Source organism: Paenibacillus sabinae T27 (assembly GCF_000612505.1).
GTDB lineage: Bacteria > Bacillota > Bacilli > Paenibacillales > Paenibacillaceae > Paenibacillus_AQ > Paenibacillus_AQ sabinae.
Genome location: NZ_CP004078.1, coordinates 4,333,510 through 4,359,432, shown reverse-complemented (window position 1 = coordinate 4,359,432; position 25,923 = coordinate 4,333,510). Strand labels below are relative to the sequence as shown.

Sequence of the window (25,923 nt, the reverse complement as noted above, 5' to 3'; positions counted from 1 at the left end):
TCTATTCTTCCTTCGGAATCAAATCGTAGATTTTGCCGGTCTCCATCGCCTCGATCAGCTTCAGCAGCCAGCGGTAATATTTAATGGCATCTTCGATTTTGCGCTCGTCTTTATGCAGCAGGGAGTTCAGCTCCTCCTGCCCGCCATATTCCTCTTTCATCGCCCGAAGCTCGTTTAACGCCTTCGACAGGACGTTCATGTTGCTTTCCACGGCTTTTCTCCATTTAATCGAGAAATAGTCGCTGAAATTCTGGTACCAGTCGGAGGATACCTCGAATAGATCCTTGCGCGTTCCTTTGCCCCATACTTTATCGATCATTTTCAGATCAAGCAGCGTCCGGACCCCCGTGCTCATGGACGTCTTGCTCATGCCCATCGCTTTGCTCAGCTCGTCCAGTGTAACCGGCCCCTGATTGAAATACATATATCCGTACAAATGGCCGATGGACAGGGTGACGCCGTATAAGTCCATATTTTTACCGATCGAATCAATGACGCGCTCCCGGACCTTGCTGATTCTTTCAATTTGCTCGGGCGCGAGTCCTTCTAAATCTTTCATGCTGTCCCTCCTGAAGGAAGCTTATATATACAGAACTTCTCCTAGCTTATTGTAATCACTTCCCCCATTCGAAGTAAAGATACGGTTTGAAACGTAATTTGGAGTAAAACGGAGTATTCTTTATGTAAAGTACGTAAAGTAAAAACTGTACGATAAAATATTACGGAATACAGTGTTTGCCTCTCCTTCCGGTCTTCCGGTAGACTGTAACGAGTGAATCGACCCGGAAAATTCCGGAGAAGGAGGACGATATGCCTATTTTGGAGGTCAAACAGCTGACCAAAATTTTCGGACAGGACGCCCGCAAAGGGCTCACCCTGCTGCAGCAAGGCTGGTCCAAAGAGAAGATTGCCCGCGAGGCCAAGCTGACGGTCGGAGTGAATCAGGCCGATTTTCATATTAAAGAAGGCGAAATTTTCGTCATTATGGGCTTGTCGGGGAGCGGCAAATCGACACTTGTCCGGCTGCTTAACCGTCTGATCGATCCGACGGCGGGACAGATTCTGTTCCGGGGACAGGATATTGTGAAGATGAATGCGGAGGAGCTTCGTCAGTTCCGCCGCAAAAATATCGGTATGGTCTTTCAAAAGTTCGGCCTGTTCCCGCACCGGACAGTGCTCGGCAACGCGGAGTACGGACTTGAGGTGCAGGGTGTGGACAAAAAGAAACGTAGAGAGCTGGCGCAGCAGGCGCTGGAGCTGGTCGGCCTCGGCGGCTGGGAGAACCATCGCCCCGATCAGCTCAGCGGCGGGATGCAGCAGCGCGTCGGACTTGCGCGCGGCCTGGCGAACGACCCGGACATCCTGCTGATGGACGAGGCGTTCAGCGCGCTTGATCCGCTGATCCGCAAGGATATGCAGCAGGAGCTTCTGGAGCTGCAGTCGCGGGTGAAGAAGACGATCATCTTCATCACGCATGATCTGGACGAAGCGCTGCGGATCGGGGACCGGATCGCCTTGATGAAGGACGGCGTCATTGTGCAGATCGGCACACCGGAAGAAATTCTCATCCAGCCGGCTAATAAATACGTGGAACGGTTCGTGGAGGATGTCGACTTGTCGAAGGTGCTGACCGCGGCGCATGTCATGAAGCAGCCGGAGATGATCCGGCCCGAACGCGGTCCGCGCGTCGCGCTGCAGCTGATGCGCGACAGCGGCGTGTCCAGCCTGTATGTGGCGGACAAAGAGATGAAGCTTCTGGGCGTAATTACCGCCGATGACGCTGCGTGGGCGCTGAAAGAGCAAAAAACGATTTCTGATGTGCTGAGAACCGAGATTCCCAGCGCGAGTCCGGATACGCTGCTGAACGAATTGTTCGAGCTGATGGCGGAATCGCCGCTGCCGGTGGCGGTTGTGGACGAGCGGGAACGGCTGAAAGGAATCGTGATTAAAGGCGCCGTACTGTCCGCGCTTGCGGGCAATGCGGTGCCGGAAGGAGGGGATATCTGATATGAATATTCCAAAATTGCCGCTCGGCCGTCTGATCGAGCAGATTGAGGAGTGGCTTACGCTCTACTTCGGCCCCGTCTTTGATTTCATCCATGCCGTCATCGGAGGCATGGTGGCAGGCATCAATGCCGGTCTTACCTTTCTGCCCGCGATTGCCGTTATCCTGCTGATTACGGCGCTGGCATACTGGATCGGGAAGTGGCGTCTTGCGCTGTTTGCGCTGATCGGACTCTTGCTGATCGATAACCTAGGGCTGTGGGCGCCTTCGATGCAGTCGCTGGCCCTTGTGCTGACGGCCTCCGTGCTGGCGGTGCTGATCGGCGTGCCGATTGGCATTCTGTGCGCGCAGAGCGCCGCCGCGCGGAATGTGGCGACGCCGATTCTCGACTTTATGCAGACGATGCCGGCGTTTGTCTATCTGCTTCCAGCGGTTTCCTTTTTCTCGCTAGGCGTCGTTCCGGGCGTCATCGCATCGATCATATTCGCGATTCCGCCGACGATCCGCCTGACGAGCCTCGGCATCCGCCAGGTCTCGCCGGAGCTGGTCGAAGCCGCCGACGCGTTCGGCTCGACCCCAAGGCAGAAGCTGTTCAAGCTGCAGCTTCCGCTTGCGCTGCCGACCATTATGGCCGGCATTAACCAGACGATCATGCTGTCTCTGTCGATGGTCGTCATCTCATCTATGATCGGCGCGCAGGGAGTCGGCGCCTATGTGTACCGGGCCGTATCGCAGGCCAAGACCGGCGCCGGGTTCGAGGCGGGGATCGCCATCGTTGTTCTGGCGATTCTGCTGGACCGTCTGACGCAAAATGCGCTGAAAATCAAGCATAAGTAGGAGGAATTATATTAATGAAGAAAAGAAACAAACGGAGCTTATTGTCCATCGCCCTATTAACCGTCATGGCCGCAGCTGTTATGCTGACAGGCTGTTCGTCTTCGGGCGGCGGCTCCAAGACGGTAAAGCTGGCCTACGTAGCCTGGGATTCGGAAATCGCCAGCACCTATGTGGTCAAGGAAGTGCTGGAATCGAAGCTGAACAAGACGGTTGAAATGTTGCAGGTCGACGCCGGTCCGATGTTCGCGGGCATCGCCGACGGAAGCGCGGACGCGATGGTGGCCGCCTGGCTGCCGAGCACGCATGCTTCCTACATGGAGAAATACGGCAACGATATGGAAGACCTCGGCGCCAACTTGAACGGAACGAAGATCGGATTGACGGTTCCGGCCTATATGAAAGTGGATTCGATTGAAGATCTGACTGACAAAGCGGTCGCAGATTCTCTGGATCACAAAATTATCGGCATCGAGCCGGGCGCTGGTATTATGTCGGCCACGGAAAAAGCGCTCGCCGATTACAATCTGAAGGACTACACGCTGGTGGAGAGCTCGTCGGCAGCGATGGCGCAGGAGCTGCAGAAAGCCTATGACGCCAATCAGCCGATTGTCGTGACGGGCTGGACGCCGCACTGGATGTTCGCCAACATGGATCTGAAATATCTGGATGATCCCAAAGGCGTCTATGGCGGTGACGAGCAGATTCATACGATGGCCCGCAAAGGCCTGAAAGACGATCAGCCCGATGTCTACAAGGTAATGGACCAGTTCCAATGGACGCCGGAGGATATGGCGAAGGTGATGGTTGGCATTCAGGGCGGCCAGAGCCCGGAGGAAGCGGCTAAGGCTTGGGTTGAAGCGAACCCGGACAAAGTAAATGAATGGACGAAGGGTATCGAGTAAGCTTGTCTGACGGGATTCCGGACGACAAGAGGGAAGGCTGTTAAATAGAAGGGGATGTCCCAGTAGCCATGAACCGGCTGCCGGGATATCCCCTCTTTTTTTGTGCGGATTATGATTTAGCCCCTAATTCTTCGAGTACAGCTCTACGGCCTGCGTGTCCATAATCGGATTCTGATACCGCTCAATTGGTATGGTCAGAGGCTGCGGATAGTCCTTGGCTTTCTCTCCAAAGTTAAATTGGAACTCGTCCACCGCAGTACCATCCTTTGATAACATATGGCTTCCGAAGTTACCTAATACGGTGCTATTCACTCTTTTGTGCACTGTACCCTCCGCATCGGTGAAGCTGTCGGCCAGTATGGTAAAAGTGTTCTTAAAGAATTGGCCATTGTAAATTTTATGCCGTAACAGGATTTCTCCCGCTTCCGCATGGTCCTCTGGCGTGGGCTCGACAAGTTCAAGACCGCTCCCCGGCGCTTCAATAATCTGTTTTTTGTCTAGATCGACGACAATTTTCATCTGATCCTTATCGACAGCCGAAATGCCGAATGTTTTTAATGTAACGGAGTCTGGCTGGCTGTACCTGCTGTTCCTGAATACGAGCGTGGCCTTGGAATCGTCCGAGTAGGCTACGGAATTGTCAGATGTGATGATGCCGGGGTAATATATTTTTTCGGCAGTGTCCCCTTTTTTACTGATCAGAACAGGATTAATCAATTGGAAAATTCGTTTCTCGTTGTTCTTGTCATACTCCAAATCCACATAGGTGCTCAGCGGGGTGTACAGCACTTGACGTACATTGATTTTCTGTCCGTCCACGGTCAAAGTGCGGTCAGCAGTTAACGTATGCTGCTGGTTTTTTAACATGTCGGGATCAAGCTCGAACGCAATATCCAGATCAGTCCGGTACTTGCTTTTGCGGGAACCGCTGGAAGCGAGCGCCTCCTCTGAGGTCTCGGTAAGAGCAACATGGTAGTTCGCCTCCTTCGAATGAACCGATGGGGGAAGGTTGGTGGAGTATATAAAATCTACGGATTGGCCCGGCGGGATTCGGCTCTCGGGACCCAGCATCATTAATACTGTGCCTTTACCAGGATACGGGTCCTTAAAGGCTCCAAATTGAAGCGAGAAATCCGCGTGATCGATTTCTTTGTCCGTATTATTCTGGACACTGTACAGGACAAACACCTTTCGGCCATCCGTAACAGCACCGGCTACATCGACACGGTAGCCTTTGCTTTCCGCGCTCTGGCGGACCGGCTTTACGAGATTCTGTTCCAGTGCGCTTGCAAGTGCGGGATCTAATAACCTGGAGCTCAAGCGGTACTCTTTGAAATCATCCCAATTTTTAGTGCTAGCCGTTTGCACGGAATGTTCAGAAACTTCTGTTACCGGCGCTCCATTTAAGAAGGAGAACGTAAGCAGGACGGCAACCGCTGCGGCAGCAGTCACACCCATACCGGTGGAATAGATGCGCCGCTTCTCGCGCTTTTTCCCCTCTGTAATTCCTTTTCGCATGGCGTTGTAGATTTTCATTTCCTGGAACGTTTCGGCGTGCCGGTTCACATCTTGGGCATTCTGGCGCAGAATGCGTTCTTCTTTTTCTACCATTTCATTCGCCTCCCGTATGTCTACAGATACTTCCGAAGCTGCTTCAGCCCCTCGCGCAGCCAGGTTTTGATCGTGCCTTCGGGTTTGTTCAGCACCATTGCAATTTGGGCGGTTGTCATGTCCTGGTAGTATTTCAGGATCACGACATGCCGGTATTTCGGCTTCATCCGGTTCATCGCCCACTCCAGGTCGATCCGTTCGTTGCTTTTCATTTCCTGCGCTGCTTCCTCCGCCAGCCTCTCTGCTGGAAACATGCGCTTTTTGCGCCGGAGCTCATCCATGCAGCAGTTGATGGTGATCCGGATCAGCCAAGGCGTGAAAGCCTGCTCGTCTTTAAGCTTTTTGCGCTTCATCCATGCCCGGCATGACGCTTCCTGCACCACCTCCAGCGCGTCCGTTTCCGTTCCCAGGTAGCTGAAGGCGATGGCGTACATTTTTCGGCGTTCGACGTACAGGCGCTCAAAAAAAGCTTCTTCATCCATCAGCGCAACATCCGCCAACCGGACCTCGTCCATTGTATTTCCCACCATTCACCACTCCCCCTCTCTCTTATTGGTGTTGGTATTTGGAGAAGTTATCTAAACTCATGTTCTTAACAGTAAGACGCGGCAGACCGGGAAAACGATTGATTTTCTTATGTGCGACGCTATTATTTTACAGTAGATTATTAAGTATGCTATGATGAAAAGAACTCGGCTGAAAATTTGTGACACTTTATACTCTCTTGTTCTTAAATGATAGATTATAGTGAAATTTTCGTATACAAAACACCCCGTTCGGGGTGTTTTCTTTGAAATATCTGAATATGCTTCAGAAGCAGGGATGCAGGGCAAACAGCAAGAGAGAGGAGGCCGACGCATGACGGATATGATAAACGCCTGGGTTGATTGGCTGCTGCAGACGCTGAGCCTTAGTGGGCCCGCAATTCTCCTGGTAACGATCCCGCTCGCGCTTCTTCAGAGCTTGTTCGGATTTTTCCCGTTCGTTATATTGATCGTGCTGCATGTCTCGGTATTCGATGTGATCGGCGGGATGCTGGTCAGCTGGCTGGTCTGTAACCTGGGAGGGGTGTTCGTATTTTATCTGTCCCGGAGGTATTTGTTTCACTGGTTTGACCGGAAATTTGGCAGGAAGCTGAAACGTTACGATAGATGGCAGCGTTATTTGAACCGTTACGGCATCTGGACGCTGGTGCTGCTCCGCACCATCCCAATCATCCCGAATAATATCATTAATATTATGTCGGCGGTGTCGCCTCTGCCCTTCCCGGCTTTTATCTGGGGGACGTCGCTTGGCAACCTGTCTTACATCTGGCTCTTCGGCACCATCAGTTCTTCCCTTATCGTCCCGCGGGAGGAATGGAGCTTCTATCTGACCGGGTATGGTCTGTTCGTTGCCGTGCTGATTGCCGTCTTCATCTGGAAGCATTGGGGCCATCTGCAGGAGGATAAGCGGGAGCGGATGGTTTGATTTTAGCCCATAGACACCTATACATAGCAAAAATAGAGCGCTTGTCCGGCATCCGTGCCGGGTAAGCGTTCTTCTTTTTTGGGCGGGCGGCGAATACGATACTATAGAAGGCGGCTTGACCGCCAAGAGCGGCGGGAGGGACCATCGCAATGGGCAGAATCAGAAAATGGGGAACCCGGCGGCTTCAGCTGCCCACTTTCGGACGGCTGCGCCTGCCGCGGATCAGCTGGACGCCGCCAGCGCGGAAAGGCGGGTTCAAGTCCAGCGGCTCCGGCATGTTTCGGCGGGCGAACCGGAGCGGAGGGGGCGGCGGCTTCGCAGACAGGGAGTGGATGGCGCTTCGACCGGGCGGCGCGCGCTTCAAATCCAGGCCCGCCAGAGCTTCGCGTAAGGCGGGGGAGTGGAGCGAGCGGCCAAGCGGCGGCGTGCGGCAAGCGAGCGGGGGGCGGCAGCGGAGACCGGGAAGCCGACGCCGGTTCTGGCTGACCGCCGTTCTGCTGATGCTGGCCGCTGTGCTATTCGGCCTTGGCTATGTGGAACGGCACCTGACGCCGCCGATCATCCATCTGGCGCAGATCCGGGTGAAGCAGGTCGCAACCGAGGCGATCAACAAAGCCATCGCCTCCCAGGTGGCGAGCGGCAGCAACGCGGAGAAGCTGATCGACTGGAAGACGGACAGCGCGGGCAAGGTCTCCGGCTTTATGCTCAACTACGCGGAGCATATGCGGATTACTTCGCAGGCGGCCGAAGTGATTCAGTCGACTTTGGACGGCCTGCACAACCAGACCGAGCATATCCCGCTCGGTCAGGCGCTGGACAGTCCGCTGATCGCATCCTTCGGGCCGGATGTCCCGATCAAGATCGAGCCGCAGGGCGCGGTCAAGGTCGAGCTGAGTACCCGCCAGCAAAATGCGGGAATCAACATGATTCTGGTTGAAGTGTATATCCATATCGTAACCGAGGTGGCGGTGGTCGTTCCGTTTGACATGGAACCGCAGGTGGTCGATACGGAGATTCCCGTATCTTATCTGATGGTTGTCGGGGACGTCCCGATGTATTACTACGACAACCAGGGCAGACCGGTCGGTTCGGGAAGCGCCGGCGCGCCGAATATCGCCGTGCCCGCCCCGTCCTCCGGCGGGGTCAGCACGCCGGGCTCTAGCGGCGGCGCAGCCGCGCCGGGCGCGAGCGGCGCGCAAAGCCCGGGCGCGCGAGGCGGGCAGGCGGGCGGCTCGGCCGCCGGCGGCAGCGGCGCGGGAGCGAGCGGTGGTGGCGCGCCGTCGACGGCGGAGCCGTAAGCGGGCCGGCGCGGGCGGGAGCGGCACGCANAGCCCGGGAGCGTGGGGCGGGCAGGCGAGCGGCTCGGCCGCCGGCAGTGGCGCGGGAGGCGGCGCGCCGTCCACGGCGGAGCCGTAAGCGGGCTGCGCCGGGCGGGAGCGGCGGTGGCGGGCTGCGCTGGGCGGGAGCGGCGCGCAAAGCCCGGGCGCGCGGGGCGGCCAGGCGGGTGGCACGGCCGCCGGTGGCAGCGGCGCGGGAGGCGGCGCGCCGTCCACGGCGGAGCCGTAAGCGGGCTGCGCCGGGCGGCAGCGGCGCGGGAGCAGAGGGCGGTGGCGCGCCGTCGACGGCGGAGCCGTAAGCGGGCGACGCTGGGCGGGAGCGGTGCGCAAAGCCCGGGCGCGCGGGGCGGCCAGGCGGGTGGCACGGCCGCCGGTGGCAGCGGCGCGGGAGCGAGGGGCGCTGCCGGAAGCGGCGGTGGCGCGCCGTCGACGGCGGAGCCGTAAGCGGGCCGGCGCGGGCGGGAGCGGCACGCAAAGCCCGGGAGCGTGGGGCGGGCAGGCGAGCGGCTCGGTCGAAAATTCCTAATGAACGGGAATTTCTCCCGTTTATAAGTCGGAAATCCTCCGAATTTCCAAATATACTGGAAAAGCTCCTGTTTATTTCTCCACTTTGTCTACTTTACGGGTCAGGGGGAGGAATAAGCCGGAGCTTTTCCGCCTTAATGTACATTTTTGGGAGAATTTCCGTTACAGGTCATAGTCGAGAACGCCATTAGCCAGTTCATAGCCGACTGCCCGTTCACTTTTGCCGCGCCGGACAGGAATCAGCCAGCCCTTGGAGCATAGTTTTTTCAGCATAAGGACGGCCGTCTTGTCGTCGATTTCAAAATGCCGGGCGACATCCACCGGCCGTAGAGGTTTGGCGGCGTGAACGGCGAGCCGGAGCACCTCTTTTTCGGCCAGCAACGCTCTGGAGACGGGCTCAGCCGATGGCTGGTAGCGGCTCAGCACCATTCGCAGCAAGGTGACGCATAACTGCGGACGCTGTTCAATATCGTCATAGGCAAAGGAAATCACCCGGTATCCCATAGCGTGCAGAAAAGTCTCCCGGTTCAATTCATTGCAATACTTCATCCGGTCCATATCGCGCACATGCGGGCCGAATCCTTTGATTTCTATAATCAGCTTGGCGTAACCCGGAAGCCAGGCAAAGTCGGCAAAATAAGACCTGCCCCGCCAATCCAGCACTTCATACTCCGGATGCAGATCATTCATATGGCCCGCCAAAGGCCACCAGACCTTTTCCAGAAACAGTGATTCAGCGTGGAGATACCCCCTTTTCAGCCTGGATTGGCGTTCTCCTGTCCGGTGTGCAAGATGATATTGAATAAACTGCTGATAGGCTTCGTTAAAGTCGATTTTGTCCTCCCCAAAATAAAAAACGCCCCGGCTCACTCGAGTGAGTGAAACGGGACGTTCTTCGTCATAGCCCCATGGGCGTGTTTTCCCCAGCGAAACCTGCGCCAATTCCTTTCTTGAAATGCACGTAATAAACAAAACGCTGGTAAAACGAGTCCCTCTCTAATTTGAATTGATATCCACAGTGTTATACCCGATTATCTTAAGCCCAAATCGAATAAAAATGCCCAAGAACAACTCCCTCAGGCATTTCTTATTATGCAAGGGTTACTACTATATCATACTCGTTGTACTTCCTACGCAGGTAAAAGACCAGCCACGCGGTAACTCTCGATTAACGCATCATAGAGCGAAATATCCGAGCGGCTCCTCGCAATGAGTTGAGCGCCAGCGACAGCAGCGAAGATAGCCTGAGCCCGCCGTTCGGTCTCCTCGGAACTTACTACGTTCGCAGCGGATAGAACCTTACTCAGCCAAGCCACATTGACATCGGCAAAGGTCTGAACTTCTTTTTTCACCGGTTCTGGTAGGTCTTCATATTCCGCAGCCATGAAGCTGCAGAGGCAAAGGCGATTGTTATTTTCAAGCGCCTCTCGGAACGTATCGGGATAATGGCGCAGACTGTGAATTGGATCCGAAAATTTGGCCAAAAGCGCCTCCAGAACAGCCGCTGAGTCCTCCCAATAACGTCTAGCTACCGCTGCACCGAGATCGGCCTTGTTTGGGAAGTAATAATAGATGCTCGCAGCCTTGATACCCACATCTTCTGCGAGATCACGAAAGTTCAACCCGCTGTAACCATGCGCCTGTGCTACCTTTTTGGCAGCTGCCAGGATTTTTTCCCGAGAGGGGTTTGAGCTCACTTTACTGCCTCACTTTCTTGTTACCGAAAATTATTGTTGACTAATCACATTATATCAACTAAAGTATTACCTATCAAGTGATAGGTAGATAAATCCATCTTTCTGAGCGAATCTGCCTTCATTTAAGAAAACCTATCGTGTGGTAGGTATTTTTTTTAAAACAATTACCTACCAAGTGACAGGTAGAGAGGGGGTTCAAGATATTACAATGCTAGCTACACTACATTAAAAGTCATAAATAAGCTTTTATGTTGTGAAAAAGATTAGAGAAAAGTAGGTAATTGATTGCGTACTAAATGTAGGGGAGTAGTGTCAGAAGAAGTACAGCGTCATAAAGTTTCCTACTATGAAGCCAAATATGTAAACAGACGACAGCATAAAACAAAACGTAGAAAGAAGGATAAATAATGACTCTCGACATCATTTATTCTGACGCAACCAAGTTGGCTGAGCTGATCCGCACCCGTGAGATCTCTCCGGTCGAGGTTGTTCAGACACACCTCGATCGTATCGAAGCCGTTAATCCTAAGATTAATGCGATTGTAACGGTTGCGAACGATGCACTTGAAGCTGCGAGGAAAGCGGAAGCAACACTCCTTCGCGGTGGCGTACTTGGTCCTCTGCATGGAGTGCCCTTCACCGCTAAGGATTCCATTGATACTGCAGAGGTATTGACACAACGCGGCTCGCCGATCTTTAAAGGCCGCATTCCTAAGACTGATGCTACCAGCGTCGCGCGCTTAAAGAATGCTGGTGCGATCCTGCTTGCAAAAACTAACCTTCCGGAATTCTCGTACTCTACTGAAAGCGACAACCTGCTGACCGGAAGGGCAAACAACCCTTGGAATCTTGAGCGTACCCCCGGCGGGTCGAGTGGCGGTGAATCTGCAGCGATCGCGGCGGGTATGTCGCCGCTCGGTCTAGGCAGCGATCTTGCCATCTCCCTACGCGGTCCAGCTGCACATACCGGCATCATTGCCCTCAAAGCCACACATGGGCGCATCCCGATGACAGGACTATGGCCGCGGGTGCCGCGTCGATTCTGGCATGTCGGCCCGATGGCACGCAGCGTTCGCGATATCGCGTTGGCTTACTCGCTTCTCATCGGGCCGGATGGTGCGGATGGCTTTTCCACAAGCACCCTCGCGTTTGATGCTGGGGCGGGATCCTCGCCGGATCATCCGCTTCGAGTGGGGTGGTTGGTCGAGCCTGGCTTCGGACTGATCGACACTGAGGTTGCGGCTACCGTCCAGGAGGCGGCCAAGGCGCTTCAGACTGCCGGCTGCATTGTGGAACCTGTGCGCATTCCGGCGCTCGAGCTGGATGATAGCCTCGATGTATTCAATCGGCTGCACGTAATGGAACTTAAGCCCGCTTTCGTGGAAGCAACTGCCGGACACGAAAACGAGATTTTCAAAATTGCTAAAGCGATGCTTGAGACGTCCGATACGAACTATGGCGACTATATCCTCGCAGAGCAAGCCGCAGAGCGGCTTAAGGACGGATTCGCCGAATACTTCCAGCGTTATGACGCGCTGCTTTGCCCTGTACTGCCTATTCCCGCACATGCACATGGCCTCTCAGAAATTGTCATCAACGGCCAGACTGTACCCGCCACACACATTCAAAGCGCGACCGTGCCGTTCAACGTAACCGGACTACCGGGGTTGTCGATCAGATTCGGCACCAGCAAGGACGGACTACCGATCGGGGTGCAGCTGGTATCTAACTGGTATGCAGAGTCAACAATTCTTCACCTCGCTTCGCTGCTGGAGAATGTAAGCCCTGTTCGAGACCTTCATCCGAGTATCTAGACAGGAAGGGATAGATTTATGGAGAGCTGTACCCAGGGGATGTCTCACTCCTGGGTGAACGTCTCGGGATGTATCGAGAACCGTATAGGCGTACCACGGGGATAACTTGAGGCTCACTACTACCGATCGAAATGCAAATTTGGTACACAAGCAGTCTTGGCAAGGAGGATCAGCGACAGTTTAAGACTTATTTATCAAGTCTTGTTCTGCCGCTGCTTCTTGTATCTGATCAGTCAAAAACTTACCTTTCAAAGGCGATGATTCTTCATTTTAAAACCACGTTAATCAATGACACCAGGCTTGTACTTTATTTTCTCAATACAGCACCCTTTCCTCTTGCAGGTTCAATTTAGAGGATAGAAGGGGAAAGGCAAATCCTGCAGCGATGAAAATTAGTATGGCCACGGGTACACCAAAAGCTCGTCCACCACCAATTGCAACTCCAATCTTACGAATTTACATCACCTCCTCCCGGATATGCCGGTTTAAATCTTCTAAATACGAAACCCAACCGCAGAATGTACTTGGATTACCTAACCAGTTAATTATTTCAGTTGCTTGGCCGCTACCTAATAGAAGGAAGAGTAGGAGCTGGCCGCCAAGAGGATGCGCCGTTAACGTCGGTTTATTAAATAATTGGACAAGAATTTCAATCTTAGGGCTATTCATAAAAGAAGATCCCTTGAAAGTCTGCCAATATCTCCTAAACAGCTGTATGAAAGTCTCCAGTGTTTGCTCATTCTGTGGTCCAATAAATGAAGAAGGCTGCAGCCAGGTATCGCGCTGAAAAATCGGGAACGCCAAAAAGTCATGCAAATCCTGATCATTAATTTGCAGTATTTCCTCTTCAGAGAGAGCCGGAAGTTTCATAAGGGGCATGATCATCGAAGGTATGATTCTACCCTCCATATTGAATTGTTCCACATTATATAGTTGTTTATTAGTTGTTTTTCCTGCTTGAAATACTAAGTTGTATTTCTTATGAGTTTTTATTATCCCACATCACATCATCTTCGTCGCAGCCAAAGGATTTTTTATTCTTTCCCTCATGTAGAAACAAAACAGAACAACAAGGAGCAAAATCGCCGTGGATCTTGCTCCTTGTTGTTCTGTTTTGGTGTTTTGGAACTGGATGATCACATGGCCGGCTGCCGCGCTGCACATTCAACTAACGTCTGGAATTAACGCTTCTCGTTAGTTCCATCGTTACTTTTTCTTTACTGGTATCCAGATCTCACCCTGTGTATGCCCTGGCATTCCATAATACATTTCGAATTGAGGGCCCTCAGTTCTCCCTCCCTTTGAGTTAAATACTATCGCAAATAAAAATGACTTTCCGTGCATTTCCTGCACCAAATTGTCAGCATCGTTCGCATACCCTGAAGACCGATCCCAAAAAAACCGATGTAAAATAACATTGGGCCTTACTTCTAGTTACTTGAATTAGAAACGACAACCAATCGCGTGACCAGCTGCCGTCGTCTCGTGGTGCTATCGTACCCAGTTAGTTCAATCATGACTACTGAATACTAATTACATATTTATCATTTCCCACAGTTCAATCTCATCTTGATCTGAGCATCCAATTACGATGTCATAATGGTCGTTATTTTTCCTGATCTCCGTTAATACCGCCAGTCACTTGCAAGGAATTATTTAGAGACACATGAATAACCATTCCCTTACTTATTTGTCCCTCCAGCAGAATCCCTTTAATGATAAAAGCTTTTTCTGTCTTCAGCGTTTGCGTAACATGGAACTGTGACATATCTCACCTCAATCTACATCATAGAAACTAAGCGTGAAGCTGCCGTCGTTCTCCGCTAGCTCAACCGACCGATTTCATAAGCGTTCTCTATTGCCGCTTTGTAGTTATCCCATTTAAAGTGGAAAGGTCCAATATCGAGCGGTTGATTGTTATGTTCTAAGTAAAAATTACTCCACTCTACAATATCTGATTCTTTATCAATAGCTACAGAGATATATCCGCATTCTAAATCACCGCACTGCGGACAAATCAATATTGGATACCTATGATACTTGAATTCAAAAGGAAACTTAAATAAGAAGTAGTCAATTGTAAGCTGTTGTTGCTCATCATTTCCCCAACCAAAGGCAGGTATGAAGTCATGCTCTTTCAGCCTTTGATATAAGGATATCCAATCAATGATTAAGTCAACAAACACAGTGTTGTTACCTTCACTTGAAGGCTCTTCTCCATACCTACTGGCTAATTTTGTCTCCGAAAAGTTTATGTTAGTCATGGCTTAAATCCCCCAGTATCAGCTCTTAATGCCACCTATCCATATTAGCACAAATTGGAAGCATCTTGCCCGTAGCTTAACGCCGCCGCGCCAGTATCTGCTGCCTGTTGTGTAGTTGTCGCGTAAGAGGAAAAGAACAATGAACGTTCCCTTTTTTTGTTCCACAAAAAAAGCGACCGAATTAAAAGGCAAGGAAAGGAAGCGCGTTCCTTTGGAGGGGGGACTGATCCTTGTTAACGTGAATGGGCAATGGCTCGTACAGGGCGACCGATTAGATGCCCCGGCGTTTGAGAAGCTAATTGTTGAGAAGTGAGTTTCCCGATCCTTCCCGGAATGGGAAGCGTCCTTACTGGCCTTTCCCAGAATGATGGGAAAGGTTTTTTTGCTGCAGCCTTATAATATAAGAAAGTAAAGCTTCGCGCTTATCATTTTCCTTATATTTCTACGAGAAATGATACCGTCCCTAACAGGACGGCGCAGCCGTTTCTTCTTATGTTTCAGAGACTTGGTATCCCCTCCGCCGCAGGCGTATAATGAAGGCATTGCACCACCGAACCGCCGCGAAAAGAGGAATGATCATGGAACGCTGTCTGTTCATCCACGGATTTACCGGAGGAATTTTTGAAATTGAGCCTCTGTCGGAATATTTGAAACAGCATCATTATCTAACCCAAACGTTCACGCTAAAAGGGCACACCGGCCGAAGGGCCGATATGCGGCGGGCCACCCGAGAAGATTGGTACCGGCAGGCCGGGAGCGAGCTGGAGCAGCTTGCGCAGGACGGGGAGGGCGTGCATGTCATCGGTTTTTCCATGGGGGCGTTAATCGCTTCCCGTCTGGCCGTCCGCTACAAAAGCCTCGTCCAATCGCTGACCCTGCTCGCCGCGCCGGTCTTCCCGCTGAATCCGGGGGAGATTGTGAAGACGCTGGGGAGCCCTGCGATGCTGAAAAATTATGTGAGCAAGTTCGGCTCGACGCCGATCCATGCCAACCGCGAATTTAATCGGATCGTCCGGGAGAGCTTTGACTTGTTCCCGCAGATCGAGGCGCCGACGCTCATTGTGCAGGGAACGAGAGATCATCTCGTCAAAACGAAGAGCGCGGACTATTTGGAGCAGCATATCGGTTCTACGGGCAAGGAAATCCTGCTGGTCGAGCGCAGCGGGCATATGCTGTGCTACTGCGAGGAGAAAGAGATGGTTCTGGACAAGGTTCACCAGTTTATCCAAGGTGCTTCTTCCATGTAACATCCGGTTTACCTGCATCTTCCCGATAGGGGCCCAACCGAACCGTGTTAAGCCTTTCCCGGTAGGGGAGGGCTTTTTTGTCGCTTCATAAATGAAATAAATATGGTAAAATCATCTCAGTAATTTCCAATTTATTGAAAAGGTGGCTGCTATGCGAAAAATCTGGTCCTTGTTAAGCGCAACGTTTCTTTCCCTATTGATCCTTGCGGGCTGCAATTCATCACCGAATGTGGATAGGGCTGTCCAAGCCGCAGAGAAGTACAAACAGGCGGAATACGAAGTCAAGGCATCCGAAGATATTTTGTCCGAAACATCGATCCGGCAGCGAAATGAACAGATGAAGCCTTTTTTCACGGATGATTATTATAAAAAAGCAGTCGACACCCGGTACACGCTATTGCCTTTGCAAGCCGCACATAAACAGAATCTATCCTTAAAACCGGAGAACCTAAAGTTCAACCCGGAAGAACGCAAACAAGATACGGTCGAGCTGAATTATACATTGGACCTTGTGTTGTCGGACCGGGAAGGCAAGGAAAGAAAGCGCGTTCCTTTGGAGGGGGCACTGACCCTTGTTAACGTGAACGGGCAATGGCTTGTACAGGGCGACCGATTCGATGCCCCGGCGTTTGAGAAGCTAATTGTGGAAAAATAAGCCACCAGTTTATTCGAAATTCAGCCTGCTACCCGTCTTTCCCGATTCTTCCCGAAATGGGAAGGATTCTCCCGGCCTTTCCCAGAATGGGAAAGGTTTTTTTAGTGCGGCCCTTTGTTTCAGGGGATCAGATGTTGGCACGGAAATTGCATCTTTAATATAAGCGAAGGCCAATTTAATCCGGGGGTGGGGCGCCTGACGGGAAGCAGAGATTCCATCAAGAAACGGCAGCAGGGACTATTAAAGAATCGGGAGGGATTCACCTTGACCATTCCAAAAGAATTGTTGAGCGAGATGTACCGGAAAATGCAGAGCATTCGCAAGTTTGAAAAGACAGCGTCGGTCTTCTTCGCGGAAGGCAAGATTCCGGGCTTTGTGCATTTATATATCGGGGAAGAAGCGATCGCCGTCGGCGCCTGCGCGAACTTGAGGGACGATGACTACATTACCAGCACCCATCGGGGGCACGGGCATATCGTTGCCAAAGGCGGCAATTTAAAGTACATGATGGCGGAACTGTTCGGCAAAGAAACGGGTTACTGTAAAGGAAAAGGAGGCTCCATGCACATCGCGGACGCGGAGCTGGGCATTCTTGGCGCCAACGGCATTGTTGGGGCCGGGCATCTGATCGCGACGGGTGCGGCCTGGAGCGCGAAGTACAGAGGAACCGATCAAGTGAGCGTATGCTTTTTTGGAGACGCTTCCACGAACCAAAGCACCTTCCATGAGGCGATGAATTTGGCGAGCCTGTGGAAGCTGCCGGTGATTTTCGTCTGCGAGAATAATTTGTACGGCATCTCCGTCAGCCAGGCGAGACACCAGAATATACAGGATATTTCGGAGCGGGCCTCCGGCTATGGCATGCCTTCGCTTTCGGCGGACGGCAATGACGTGCTTACGGTCTACGAAAAAGTGGGCGAAGCGGTGAGCCGGGCGCGAGCGGGCGAAGGGCCGACTTTGCTGGAGTTTAAGACGTACCGGCATCACGGCCATTTTGAAGGCGACGCGGGCGCTTACCGGCCTAAGGAGGAGGTGGAGGCCTGGCTGCAAAAGGACCCGCTTCCAAGGTTCGAAAGCTATTTGCTGGACAACGGCGGCCTGACGGAAGAGGAGCTTGAGGCGATCCGGCAGGAGATCGATCAGGAAATCCGGGAAGCGCTGGAGTTCGCCGACGCAAGCCCGTATCCGGCTCCGGAGTCTTCCGTGCGGGACATTTACTCCGATTTGATCGAGGAGGCGCGAATCAGATGAGAAAAATAACCTACGGCGAGGGCATCCGCGAAGCCCTGCGGGAGAAAATGCTGGAGAACAAGAACGTCGTTCTACTGGGTGAGGATGTCGGTCCTTACGGCGGCACCTTCGGCGTCACGAAAGGGCTGTGGGAGCAGTTCGGCGAGGAGCGGGTGCGGGATACCCCGATTTCGGAAGGAGTGATTGTCGGCGCTTCGGTGGGAGCGGCGGCGACGGGTCTGAGACCGGTGGCGGAGCTGATGTTCATTGATTTTCTCACCTTCGGCATGGATGGGCTGGTCAATCAGGCGGCCAAGATGCGCTACATGTTCGGCGGCAAAATCTCCGTGCCGCTCGTGCTGCGGCTCCCCGCAGGCGGCGGCATCAGCGCCGGAGCGCAGCACTCCGGTTCGCTGGAAGCGTGGGTCACGCATGTGCCCGGACTTAAAGTGGTATATCCGTCCAATGCGCAGGATGCGTGGGGTCTTATGCTGACCGCGATCGACGACGATAACCCGGTGGTCTATATCGAGAGCAAGGTGCTGTATTCGCAAAAAAGCGAACTGCCGGACAAGGTTGAACCGATTCCTTTCGGTTCCGCCCGAATTGCGCGGGAAGGCTCAGATGTCTCGATCATCACCTACGGCAAGCAGGTGCATGACGCGCTGAAGGCGGCGGCCGCGCTCGCCAAAGACGGCATCGAGGCCGAGGTGATAGACCTCCGGTCGCTCTATCCGCTGGATAAAGAGACGATCTTCGGGTCCGTCGGCAAGACGCACCGGGCGCTGGTCGTTACGGAGGAAGTAAAACGGGGCGGCTACGGCGGCGAGCTGTCGGCGCTGATTTCGGAGCAGTGTTTTGACGAGCTGGACGCCCCCGTTGTGCGGATTGGCGCGCTGGATGCGCCGGTCCCTTACTCTCAGGTGCTGGAGTCGCTGGTGCTGCCGAGCGCAGAGGATATCATCAAGGGCGTTAAAGAGATGCTCTAAATCATGGAGGTGCGTCATGGCTGAACTGGTCGTACTGCCCAAGCTGGGCCTGACAATGACGGAAGGAACCGTCTCCAATTGGCGGAAGGCCAAGGGAGACCGCGTGGAGCAGGGGGACATTCTGTTCGATGTGGAGACTGATAAAATATCCAATGAAATCGAAGCCAAAACCGGCGGCGTGCTGAGGGCGATTCTGGTTGAGGAAGGGACGGTGGAGGTGTTTCATCCACTGGCGATTATAGCGGACGCGGATGAGGATATATCCGCGCTGCTTCCGGAAGGGGCTTCCGGAAATCCGCCGGAAGGAGAAGCGGCGTCTCCCGGGTCCGGGGCAGCTGGCCTTGGCAGTTCTGGGGCGGAAGCCGAAGCTACGGAGGAAGAAGCCGCCCAGGACGAACCGGCTGCACACGGCGGGCGGATCAAGGCCTCGCCGCTGGCCCGGCGAACGGCGAAGGAGCTGGACGTCGAGTTGGCTTCGGTGAAAGGCACGGGGCCGAAGGGCCGGATAACGGACGGCGACGTGCGGCGGTATGCCGATAGCGGCAAGCACGGTTCGCCCAAGGTCCGGATTTCTCCGGCCGCGGCGAAAGAAGCGGCGGCGCTTGGCATAAATCCCGCCGACATTCACAAGGACGGCCGAATCATGAAAGAGGATGTCCGGTCGTACGCCGCCGGAACAGAAACAGTCCTATCCGGGCCGAATCAAGTCCCGGGAGTGAAATCCGGAGCCGTTACTCCCGAAGCGGCTGCCGTGAGTTCGAATGCGGGTCTGCCGGAACAAGTCGTATCACGGGTTCCGATGAGCGCGATGCGCCGGGTAATCGCCAAGCGGATGCGTGAGAGTGTCGATATTTCACCCGCCGTCACTTACAACATGCGGGTGGATACCACCGCGCTCGCAGCCCTTAGACGTCAGCTTCAGGCTTCGCGGAAGATCACCTACACCGATCTCTTGGTCGCCATCGCCGCCAAGGCGCTGCTGGAGCACCCGCTGCTTAACTGCTCCATTGAAGGGAATGACTTGGTGCTTCACCAAGCGGTTCATATCGGCGTGGCCGTCGGGCTGGATAGCGGCTTGGTCGTGCCGGTTGTCCGCAACGCCCATCGGAAAGGACTGAGCGAAATTTCGGATGAAGTGCGCTCCCTTGCCTCAGCCGCGAGAGACAATACCTTGACCCCGGCCGACATGACCGGAGGCACCTTTACCATAACCAATCTCGGGATGTACGGCATGGAGTCGTTTTCCCCGATTATCAATCAGCCCGAGGTTGCGATTCTGGGCGTAAATGCGATCGTGGATACGCCGGTTGCCGTGGGCGGCGAAGTCGTTGTCAAGCCGCTGATGAATCTCAGTCTGACTGCGGATCACCGGGCGGTAGACGGCGCGGTCGCGGCGCAGTTTATGCAGCGAATCAAGGCGTACGCCGAGAATCCGGCGCTGCTGCTGCTGTGAAAGGAGAATAAGGGATGAAGGTTGTCGTGCTTGGAGGAGGTCCCGGCGGCTATGTCGCCGCCATAAGGGCCGCCCAATTGGGAGCGGAAGTGACGCTGATCGAGAAAAAAGCTTTGGGCGGAACCTGCCTGAACGTCGGCTGTATTCCAACCAAAGTGCTGCTGCATACGACAGAGCTTTATACGGCGCTGAAGCGCGAATCGGCCGAGATCGGCCTGGAGGTCCCGCAGATTGCGGTGGACTGGAAGCGTCTGCAGAAACGCAAGGACAAGATGATCCGCATAAACGCGGGCGGAATCGACGCCCTGCTTAAGAAGAACAAAGTAACGAAAATCATCGGCACCGGCAGATTTACCGGCGTTCACGAGCTGGAAGTGAGCAAGGAAGACGGAAGCCTGCAGACGGTCGTCTTTGACCGGGCCATTGTTGCCACCGGATCGGAGCCGTCGCGGGTGCCTATTCCCGGCACGGAGCTTTCTGCGGTAATCACGAGCGACGAAGCCTTGTCGCTGCCAGAGGTGCCAGACAGCCTCTGCATTATCGGCGGCGGGGTCATCGGCTGTGAGTTCGCCAGTATATACAGCAGCCTCGGCTGCAAGGTAACGATCATTGAGATGCTGCCGGAGCTGATCGCCGTGATGGACCGTGACATTGTCCATTGCCTGCGGAAAGAATTCGCCGCCGCCGGCGTGGACGTTCACACGGAAACCCGCGTTGAGCGAATAGAGCAAACGCCGAAGGGCCTGTCCATAACGGCGGTCGCGCCTTCCGGCCCGATTACCATCGAAGCGGAGAAGGTTCTGCTGTCCATTGGGCGCCGTCCGAAGACGTCGGGACTCGGGCTTGAGATTCTCGGAGTCTCTACTAAGAAGGGGGCCATAGAGGTCGACCGCAACATGCGGACGGCGGTGCCATCCATTTACGCCATCGGCGACTGCATCGGCGGAGTCATGCTTGCGCATGTCGCCTCGGCGGAAGGAGTCGTTGCGGCCGAGCACATCATGGGCGAGCCGTCACCGGTCGATTTCCGGACCGTGCCGTCCTGTGTGTATACGAGGCCGGAACTGGCCTCCGTCGGATTGACCGAGGACGAAGCCCGGAATCAGGGACGGGATGTGAAGACGGGGATATTCCCGCTTCAGGCCAACGGCAAATCGATGATTATGGGCGAAACGAACGGGCTGGTCAAATATGTAACCGATGCTCGGACCGGTGAAATTCTCGGGCTGCACATCGCGGGTCCAAGGGCGACGGATATGATTGCTCAGGGCGCGCTGGCGCTTCGGCTGGAAGCGACGCTGGATGAGATCGAAACGACGGTGCACGCGCATCCGACCGTTTCCGAAGCGCTGCTGGAAGCGGCCCTTGCCGTGAATCACCGCGCGATTCATTCGCATTAGGCAGGACGTTCCCCCTCTGCCGCGGGTACGGATAAGATGAATGAACCCGATGGGCGTTTCCCGTTATGGGAAAATGTCATTAGAAGTTCATCTTATCCGTTTTTTTGCCGTTATCAATCTAGGAACGGGCACTTATAATAAAGGTAGAATATTGTAAGCGCATACAATAATAACGGCTGCAGGATATGCATGTCCGGCCGAAGGAGCGGACAGAGGGGGAACAGGGAATGATCGGATTTCCGAATACGACGAGCAGATGGGAAGCTTTTATCGAGAGCGGGCGAATTCCCGAAGGAACGCGTCCGGAAATCGCGGCTTCCTGGAATAGATGCCGGGAGGCAGGAGTCAACCCGCTGCAGGGACGGGGGGTGCAGGTGTCCGCGGAAGAGCTTGGGCAGCGGCTCGAAACGAAGCGGCTGCTGGTCTCCGTGGCCCAGCCGATGATGAACAGCATCTACCAGGTGATCAAGGATACGGTTTACGCTATCGTGCTGACGGACCAGGACGGCGTGCTGCTCCGCACGATACTTAACAAGGAAATTGAGCCGGAGTGCGCGAAAGTGAATTTTATCGAGGGGGCCAGGTGGGATGAAGCCAGCGTCGGCACCAACGCCGTCGGAACCGCGCTGACGGGCGGCCTGCCGATACAGGTGGTCGGGGACGAGCATTTCTGCGAATCGCATCACGCCTGGACCTGCTCGGCGGCGCCGATTCACGACAGCTCCGGGCGGGTCATTGGCTGCCTCGATCTTTCCGGCAAAGCGGAGGATGTGCATCCCCACACATTTGGAATTGTCGTTTCCGCCGTGAAGAGCATCGAAGAACAATTGAATGTACTGGAGACGAACCAGCTGATGAACGCCGTGTTTCAATCGATGCAGGACGGGCTGCTGGTGATCGACACAGAGTACCGCATCCGGTCGTTCAATGAGCGGCTGGCTTCCATTTTTATGCTGGAGATGGATGAGGTTCGGGAGATGAACATCAAGGAGCTGCTGCGGGAGGTCGATCTGGAGGGCGTGTTCCGGAACAGGACCCGCATCGGGTATGCGGATTGTACGCTTACGGTGAAAGGAAAGAAGATTGACTGCATGGTCAATATTTGTCCTTACACGCTGGATGAACGGGTGCTCGGGGCGTCGCTCACCATTCGGGAAGCGGTACAGGTGCGCAAGGAGGTTAATCAGCTCGCGGGGTTCAAGGCTAATTACCGGTTTGAGGACATCGTCACGCAGCATCCCTATATGCAGGAGCAGATCGATTTTGCCCGAAAAATCGCCAGAACGAACTGCACGGTTCTGATCGAAGGGGAGAGCGGCACCGGCAAGGAGCTGTTCGCCCAGTCCATCCATAACGCCAGCGCGCGGGCGGACGGACCGTTTATCGCCATTAACTGCGCGGCGCTGCCCAAGGAGCTGGTGGAAAGCGAATTGTTCGGCTATGAGAAAGGCTCGTTTACGGGCGCACTACGCGAAGGCAACCCCGGCAAGTTCGAACTGGCCAGCGGTGGGACGATATTTCTCGACGAGATTGGCGAGCTGTCTCTTGAAGTTCAGGCCAAACTCCTTCGGGTGCTGGATAACCACAAGGTCCGGCGGATCGGCGGCAAGCATGAGCGGCTGCTGGATGTCCGGGTCATCGCGGCTACCAACCGTGATCTGCTGGAGGAAGTTGCGCAGAAGGCATACCGGGGCGATCTGTATTACCGGCTGAATGTCATCAATCTCAAGCTGCCCCCGCTGTGGGAGCGCCCGGAGGATATACCGCCGCTTGCCCGGCTCTTCCTGCGCAAATGCAACCAGGAAAATCCCGGACCGGCCAAACGGTTTGGCGGCGGTTTTCTGGAGCAATTGAAGGAGCGCCGGTGGAGCGGGAATGCGCGCGAGCTGCAAAACGCTGTCCAGCGGGCCTATTATTTGTGCGCCGGGGACTGCATTACGGAGCGAGAAGCGCCTCCGGTCAGCCAGAACGAAAGCGGGCTTCGGGACTCTACACTGGCGCCCCTTCAGGCATTTGCACCAGAGGGGGCGCCGGCGGTCAAGAGCATGCGGCAGGCAGAGCTTGAGAGCATCCGCCGCGCTCTGGCAGCAAGCGGCGGCAATGTGGTGGAGGCTGCCCGGCTGCTGCGCATCGGCAAATCGACTTTGTACCGCAAACTGGCGGAATACGGAATTGGCAGAAAGGATATCTGAACCGAGAGAAAGAGCCACTGGTTCTGCTCAGCGGCTCTTCTTGTTCTTTTTCAGCGCTATTCGTTCGGTATTCTCCCACTGCTTCAGCAGCGGGTAAGGATCGAAGGCCCACTCCGTAAGACCGCGGTCCTTGTAGATGCCGTAGTGCAGATGAGGCGGGAATTTCCCTTGCGTCCCCGGCTTGCCATACCCGGAGCTGCCGGCCCAGCCGAGCTGCTGGCCGGGGATGACGATATCGCCGGCGGACAGCGATTTATCGAAGCCGGACAAATGGGCGTAATAATGGTAGCGGTTCTCAATGTCGCGGATGCCGATCCGCCAGCCGCCATAGCGGTTCCAGCCTTTGGTCTCCACAACGCCGTAGCAGGTGCTCCGCACGGTGACGCCGTGGGGCGTGAACAGGTCGGTGCCTTCATGAATACGCGCGCCGCCCCAGCTTCGCCCGCTGCCCCAGGTGCTCCGGTAGGAGTATGTGCTGCCCAGCGGCAGCGGAAAAGCGCTCCCCGAAAGGTCTAGCCGGCCAAAGTGCCGATACAGCTTGGAGAATTGATCGATGCGCTGGGAAGCGCGGCCGTTGTGGTAATACTCCCAGACGGCAATGTTGAAGTCGCTGGCGGAGTTTCCGTATTTGGCGAGATAGGCAGCCATACTGTAAAGAACGTCAATGTCGTTTCGGAGATCGGCTTTGCCGTCTCCCGAGCCGTCGCGTCCGAATCCGTCAAAGAAGGAAATGGACGAGGGAGAGGTATCCTCCTGATCCGGATTCAGCGGACCGCACCAAATCGGCTCGGGAACCGAAATTCCAATGAGACGTTGAGGCCCGTCGGTCATTGATTTTCCTTTTTTGGCAAGGGTTCGTTCATATTGGTCGATGGCCGCCAGACGGTACCAGGGAATATTGGTTGTTGCGCTCAATTGGTCGAAGAGGTGCTGGCGGGCGGCAAAAGTATCTCCGGCAGCGGCTTCGGACCGGACCGCAATACGGTTTCCCTGATGAGACAATCCTTTGTCCCCGGCTTGCGGATTAAGGGCGGTTCCAGCGGTTGCGCCGCCGGAGCTTCCCCATAGGGCGGCCGCTGCGGATAGGGAAATCAGCGCCCGCTGCGTTCTTGTTCGTAGGAACGGCAAGGTTTACAAGCCTCCTTTTTACGGATATAAGGGCGATTACAGCAGCAGCTTTTCTTTTAGATTGAACCAATTCGCATTTTTTATCCATGAGGAAAAGAAGCCGGGGTCTCACTAACAGTTCGGCTTTGCTTTTGTCACCCTTCTTTCACAAAAGCAGGCAATTCCGGATGGCGCATGTTATAATGAAAGGCAGTAACTTTACATTTTCACATTCAGTCGGAGAGGGGTTTGCTACCATGAAGAATAGAGATGCTAAACAACCCAAGCCGGATTGGATTCGTATTAAGCTGACAACCGGCGATAATTATCAAGATATTAAAGGCATGATGCGCTCCAAAACTTTACATACCGTCTGTGAAGAAGCGCGCTGCCCGAATATTTATGAATGTTGGGCGAACCGGACGGCAACTTTTATGATCCTGGGTGACATTTGTACCCGCGCCTGCCGCTTCTGCGCAGTCAACACCGGGATGCCTACCGAACTGGATCTTCAGGAGCCGGAACGGGTGGCTGAAGCCGCGGAGAACATGAACCTTCGCCACTGCGTTGTAACCAGTGTGGCTCGCGACGATCTGAAGGACGGAGGCGCAAGTATTTTTGCCGGGACGGTCGCCGCTATTCGCAAACGCCTGCCGCTGTGCAGCGTGGAGGTGCTGATTCCCGATTTCCTCGGTGACAGGGACAGCCTTAAGATTGTGATGGATAGTAAGCCCGATATTCTGAACCATAATATCGAGACGGTCGAGCGTATGTCCGACCGCGTTCGCGCCAAGGCTAAATACCGCCGCTCGCTCGAACTGCTGCGCCGGGCCAAAGAAATGCAGCCGGAGATTCCGACCAAGTCCAGCATCATGCTCGGAGTCGGGGAAGAGTGGGACGAAATCCTGCAGGCGATGGACGATTTGCGCGAGGTCGACTGCGACATCCTGACGCTGGGGCAATATCTGCAGCCGTCCCCGCAGCATCTGGATGTTGTGAAATATTATCCGCCGGAGGATTTCCAGCGGCTGAAGGAAGAAGGATTGAAGCGCGGCTTCAGTCACGTGGAATCGGGACCTCTCGTCCGCAGCTCCTATCATGCGCATGAGCAGGTTCAATCGGCTGAAAAAGCCCGCGAAGGGCGGCCGGTAACGAACTGACCCCGTGACATTATATTTTTTGTGAAAG

The 25,923-nt window shown here is 54.5% G+C and carries 22 protein-coding genes; 14 read left to right on the top strand and 8 right to left on the bottom strand.

Annotated elements, in window-relative coordinates:
- Window position 1 precedes the first annotated feature (1 nt).
- On the bottom strand, window positions 2–559 hold the full coding sequence (locus PSAB_RS20005; protein ID WP_025336362.1) for a GbsR/MarR family transcriptional regulator: 558 nt from the start codon (window positions 557–559) through the stop codon (window positions 2–4).
- 251 nt (window positions 560–810) lie between these two features.
- Between PSAB_RS20005 and PSAB_RS20000 the strand changes: the two genes are divergently transcribed.
- The 3 genes from PSAB_RS20000 to PSAB_RS19990 are packed head-to-tail and all read left to right on the top strand — an operon-like array spanning window position 811 to window position 3,744.
- Window positions 811–2,007: a quaternary amine ABC transporter ATP-binding protein gene (locus tag PSAB_RS20000; protein WP_025336361.1), complete on the top strand. Its 1,197-nt coding sequence runs from the start codon at window positions 811–813 to the stop codon at window positions 2,005–2,007.
- A gap of 1 nt (window position 2,008) precedes the next feature.
- A complete protein-coding gene (locus tag PSAB_RS19995) occupies window positions 2,009–2,842 on the top strand; it encodes an ABC transporter permease (RefSeq protein ID WP_025336360.1) in 834 nt (277 codons plus the stop codon).
- A 14-nt stretch (window positions 2,843–2,856) separates the two neighbouring features.
- On the top strand, window positions 2,857–3,744 hold the full coding sequence (locus tag PSAB_RS19990; RefSeq protein WP_025336359.1) for a glycine betaine ABC transporter substrate-binding protein: 888 nt from the start codon (window positions 2,857–2,859) through the stop codon (window positions 3,742–3,744).
- Window positions 3,745–3,867: 123 nt separating this feature from the next.
- On the opposite strand, the gene PSAB_RS19985 is transcribed toward PSAB_RS19990, so the two are convergent.
- Window positions 3,868–5,355, bottom strand: a complete 1,488-nt coding sequence (locus tag PSAB_RS19985; protein ID WP_025336358.1) for a DUF4179 domain-containing protein — start codon at window positions 5,353–5,355, stop codon at window positions 3,868–3,870.
- A gap of 20 nt (window positions 5,356–5,375) precedes the next feature.
- Entirely contained in the window at window positions 5,376–5,885 is a 510-nt protein-coding gene (locus PSAB_RS19980) for an RNA polymerase sigma factor (RefSeq protein ID WP_084266575.1), read from the bottom strand.
- Window positions 5,886–6,213: 328 nt separating this feature from the next.
- Between PSAB_RS19980 and PSAB_RS19975 the strand changes: the two genes are divergently transcribed.
- Both PSAB_RS19975 and yunB read left to right on the top strand, forming a co-directional pair.
- Window positions 6,214–6,825, top strand: a complete 612-nt coding sequence (locus PSAB_RS19975) for a TVP38/TMEM64 family protein (RefSeq protein WP_025336356.1) — start codon at window positions 6,214–6,216, stop codon at window positions 6,823–6,825.
- A gap of 149 nt (window positions 6,826–6,974) precedes the next feature.
- The gene (gene yunB, locus PSAB_RS19970; protein WP_025336355.1) at window positions 6,975–8,123 is read left to right on the top strand and encodes a sporulation protein YunB; all 1,149 of its coding nucleotides are present in this window, start codon (window positions 6,975–6,977) and stop codon (window positions 8,121–8,123) included.
- A 726-nt stretch (window positions 8,124–8,849) separates the two neighbouring features.
- Here the strand turns inward: yunB and PSAB_RS19960 are convergent.
- Window positions 8,850–9,629, bottom strand: coding sequence for a DUF559 domain-containing protein (locus PSAB_RS19960; RefSeq protein ID WP_338045053.1), 780 nt, complete (start codon window positions 9,627–9,629; stop codon window positions 8,850–8,852).
- A 188-nt stretch (window positions 9,630–9,817) separates the two neighbouring features.
- Window positions 9,818–10,384, bottom strand: a complete 567-nt coding sequence (locus tag PSAB_RS19955) for a TetR/AcrR family transcriptional regulator (RefSeq protein WP_025336352.1) — start codon at window positions 10,382–10,384, stop codon at window positions 9,818–9,820.
- Between the two features lie 407 nt (window positions 10,385–10,791).
- On the opposite strand from PSAB_RS19955, the gene PSAB_RS19950 reads away from it, so the two are divergent.
- Complete coding sequence (locus tag PSAB_RS19950) at window positions 10,792–12,198, top strand: amidase (protein WP_025336351.1); 1,407 nt, start codon at window positions 10,792–10,794, stop codon at window positions 12,196–12,198.
- Between the two features lie 456 nt (window positions 12,199–12,654).
- Here the strand turns inward: PSAB_RS19950 and PSAB_RS19945 are convergent, their stop codons facing one another.
- Together PSAB_RS19945 and PSAB_RS19935 are read right to left on the bottom strand one after the other, a co-directional pair.
- Window positions 12,655–13,107: a hypothetical protein gene (locus tag PSAB_RS19945; RefSeq protein ID WP_158442606.1), complete on the bottom strand. Its 453-nt coding sequence runs from the start codon at window positions 13,105–13,107 to the stop codon at window positions 12,655–12,657.
- 914 nt (window positions 13,108–14,021) lie between these two features.
- Window positions 14,022–14,462 (bottom strand): hypothetical protein, encoded by a 441-nt coding sequence (locus PSAB_RS19935; RefSeq protein WP_025336349.1) that lies wholly within the window; start codon window positions 14,460–14,462, stop codon window positions 14,022–14,024.
- A 578-nt stretch (window positions 14,463–15,040) separates the two neighbouring features.
- Here PSAB_RS19935 and PSAB_RS19930 point away from each other — a divergent pair.
- The 7 genes from PSAB_RS19930 (at window position 15,041) to PSAB_RS19900 (ending at window position 23,628) form a co-directional block, all read left to right on the top strand.
- A complete protein-coding gene (locus PSAB_RS19930; protein ID WP_025336348.1) occupies window positions 15,041–15,709 on the top strand; it encodes an alpha/beta hydrolase in 669 nt (222 codons plus the stop codon).
- A 151-nt stretch (window positions 15,710–15,860) separates the two neighbouring features.
- Window positions 15,861–16,364, top strand: a complete 504-nt coding sequence (locus PSAB_RS19925) for a hypothetical protein (RefSeq protein ID WP_025336347.1) — start codon at window positions 15,861–15,863, stop codon at window positions 16,362–16,364.
- 294 nt (window positions 16,365–16,658) lie between these two features.
- Window positions 16,659–17,615 (top strand): thiamine pyrophosphate-dependent dehydrogenase E1 component subunit alpha, encoded by a 957-nt coding sequence (locus tag PSAB_RS19920; RefSeq protein WP_144240629.1) that lies wholly within the window; start codon window positions 16,659–16,661, stop codon window positions 17,613–17,615.
- Window positions 17,612–18,583 (top strand): alpha-ketoacid dehydrogenase subunit beta, encoded by a 972-nt coding sequence (locus PSAB_RS19915; protein WP_025336345.1) that lies wholly within the window; start codon window positions 17,612–17,614, stop codon window positions 18,581–18,583. The genes PSAB_RS19920 and PSAB_RS19915 overlap by 4 nt, the downstream gene beginning before the upstream one ends.
- A 16-nt stretch (window positions 18,584–18,599) precedes the next feature.
- On the top strand, window positions 18,600–20,036 hold the full coding sequence (locus PSAB_RS19910) for a dihydrolipoamide acetyltransferase family protein (RefSeq protein WP_025336344.1): 1,437 nt from the start codon (window positions 18,600–18,602) through the stop codon (window positions 20,034–20,036).
- A 14-nt stretch (window positions 20,037–20,050) separates the two neighbouring features.
- On the top strand, window positions 20,051–21,436 hold the full coding sequence (gene lpdA / locus PSAB_RS19905) for a dihydrolipoyl dehydrogenase (RefSeq protein WP_025336343.1): 1,386 nt from the start codon (window positions 20,051–20,053) through the stop codon (window positions 21,434–21,436).
- Between the two features lie 227 nt (window positions 21,437–21,663).
- The gene (locus PSAB_RS19900) at window positions 21,664–23,628 is read left to right on the top strand and encodes a sigma-54-dependent Fis family transcriptional regulator (RefSeq protein WP_025336342.1); all 1,965 of its coding nucleotides are present in this window, start codon (window positions 21,664–21,666) and stop codon (window positions 23,626–23,628) included.
- Between the two features lie 27 nt (window positions 23,629–23,655).
- Here the strand turns inward: PSAB_RS19900 and PSAB_RS19895 are convergent, their stop codons facing one another.
- Window positions 23,656–24,756, bottom strand: a complete 1,101-nt coding sequence (locus PSAB_RS19895) for a M23 family metallopeptidase (RefSeq protein ID WP_025336341.1) — start codon at window positions 24,754–24,756, stop codon at window positions 23,656–23,658.
- 236 nt (window positions 24,757–24,992) lie between these two features.
- Here PSAB_RS19895 and lipA point away from each other — a divergent pair, with 236 nt between their 5' ends.
- The gene (gene lipA / locus PSAB_RS19890) at window positions 24,993–25,895 is read left to right on the top strand and encodes a lipoyl synthase (RefSeq protein WP_025336340.1); all 903 of its coding nucleotides are present in this window, start codon (window positions 24,993–24,995) and stop codon (window positions 25,893–25,895) included.
- Window positions 25,896–25,923 lie beyond the last annotated feature (28 nt).

Bases quoted from the DNA above. Each gene is read 5' to 3' on its own strand.
- PSAB_RS19935 (WP_025336349.1), bottom strand. From the start codon at position 14,462: ATGACTAACATAAACTTTTCGGAGACAAAATTAGCCAGTAGGTATGGA.
- PSAB_RS19975 (WP_025336356.1), top strand. From the start codon at position 6,214: ATGACGGATATGATAAACGCCTGGGTTGATTGGCTGCTGCAGACGCTG.
- PSAB_RS19925 (WP_025336347.1), top strand. From the start codon at position 15,861: ATGCGAAAAATCTGGTCCTTGTTAAGCGCAACGTTTCTTTCCCTATTG.
- PSAB_RS19995 (WP_025336360.1), top strand. From the start codon at position 2,009: ATGAATATTCCAAAATTGCCGCTCGGCCGTCTGATCGAGCAGATTGAG.
- lpdA (WP_025336343.1), top strand. From the start codon at position 20,051: ATGAAGGTTGTCGTGCTTGGAGGAGGTCCCGGCGGCTATGTCGCCGCC.
- PSAB_RS19945 (WP_158442606.1), bottom strand. From the start codon at position 13,107: ATGGAGGGTAGAATCATACCTTCGATGATCATGCCCCTTATGAAACTT.
- lipA (WP_025336340.1), top strand. From the start codon at position 24,993: ATGAAGAATAGAGATGCTAAACAACCCAAGCCGGATTGGATTCGTATT.
- PSAB_RS19950 (WP_025336351.1), top strand. From the start codon at position 10,792: ATGACTCTCGACATCATTTATTCTGACGCAACCAAGTTGGCTGAGCTG.
- PSAB_RS19980 (WP_084266575.1), bottom strand. From the start codon at position 5,885: ATGGTGGGAAATACAATGGACGAGGTCCGGTTGGCGGATGTTGCGCTG.
- yunB (WP_025336355.1), top strand. From the start codon at position 6,975: ATGGGCAGAATCAGAAAATGGGGAACCCGGCGGCTTCAGCTGCCCACT.
- PSAB_RS19990 (WP_025336359.1), top strand. From the start codon at position 2,857: ATGAAGAAAAGAAACAAACGGAGCTTATTGTCCATCGCCCTATTAACC.
- PSAB_RS20000 (WP_025336361.1), top strand. From the start codon at position 811: ATGCCTATTTTGGAGGTCAAACAGCTGACCAAAATTTTCGGACAGGAC.
- PSAB_RS19930 (WP_025336348.1), top strand. From the start codon at position 15,041: ATGGAACGCTGTCTGTTCATCCACGGATTTACCGGAGGAATTTTTGAA.
- PSAB_RS19920 (WP_144240629.1), top strand. From the start codon at position 16,659: ATGTACCGGAAAATGCAGAGCATTCGCAAGTTTGAAAAGACAGCGTCG.
- PSAB_RS19900 (WP_025336342.1), top strand. From the start codon at position 21,664: ATGATCGGATTTCCGAATACGACGAGCAGATGGGAAGCTTTTATCGAG.
- PSAB_RS19910 (WP_025336344.1), top strand. From the start codon at position 18,600: ATGGCTGAACTGGTCGTACTGCCCAAGCTGGGCCTGACAATGACGGAA.
- PSAB_RS19985 (WP_025336358.1), bottom strand. From the start codon at position 5,355: ATGGTAGAAAAAGAAGAACGCATTCTGCGCCAGAATGCCCAAGATGTG.
- PSAB_RS19915 (WP_025336345.1), top strand. From the start codon at position 17,612: ATGAGAAAAATAACCTACGGCGAGGGCATCCGCGAAGCCCTGCGGGAG.
- PSAB_RS20005 (WP_025336362.1), bottom strand. From the start codon at position 559: ATGAAAGATTTAGAAGGACTCGCGCCCGAGCAAATTGAAAGAATCAGC.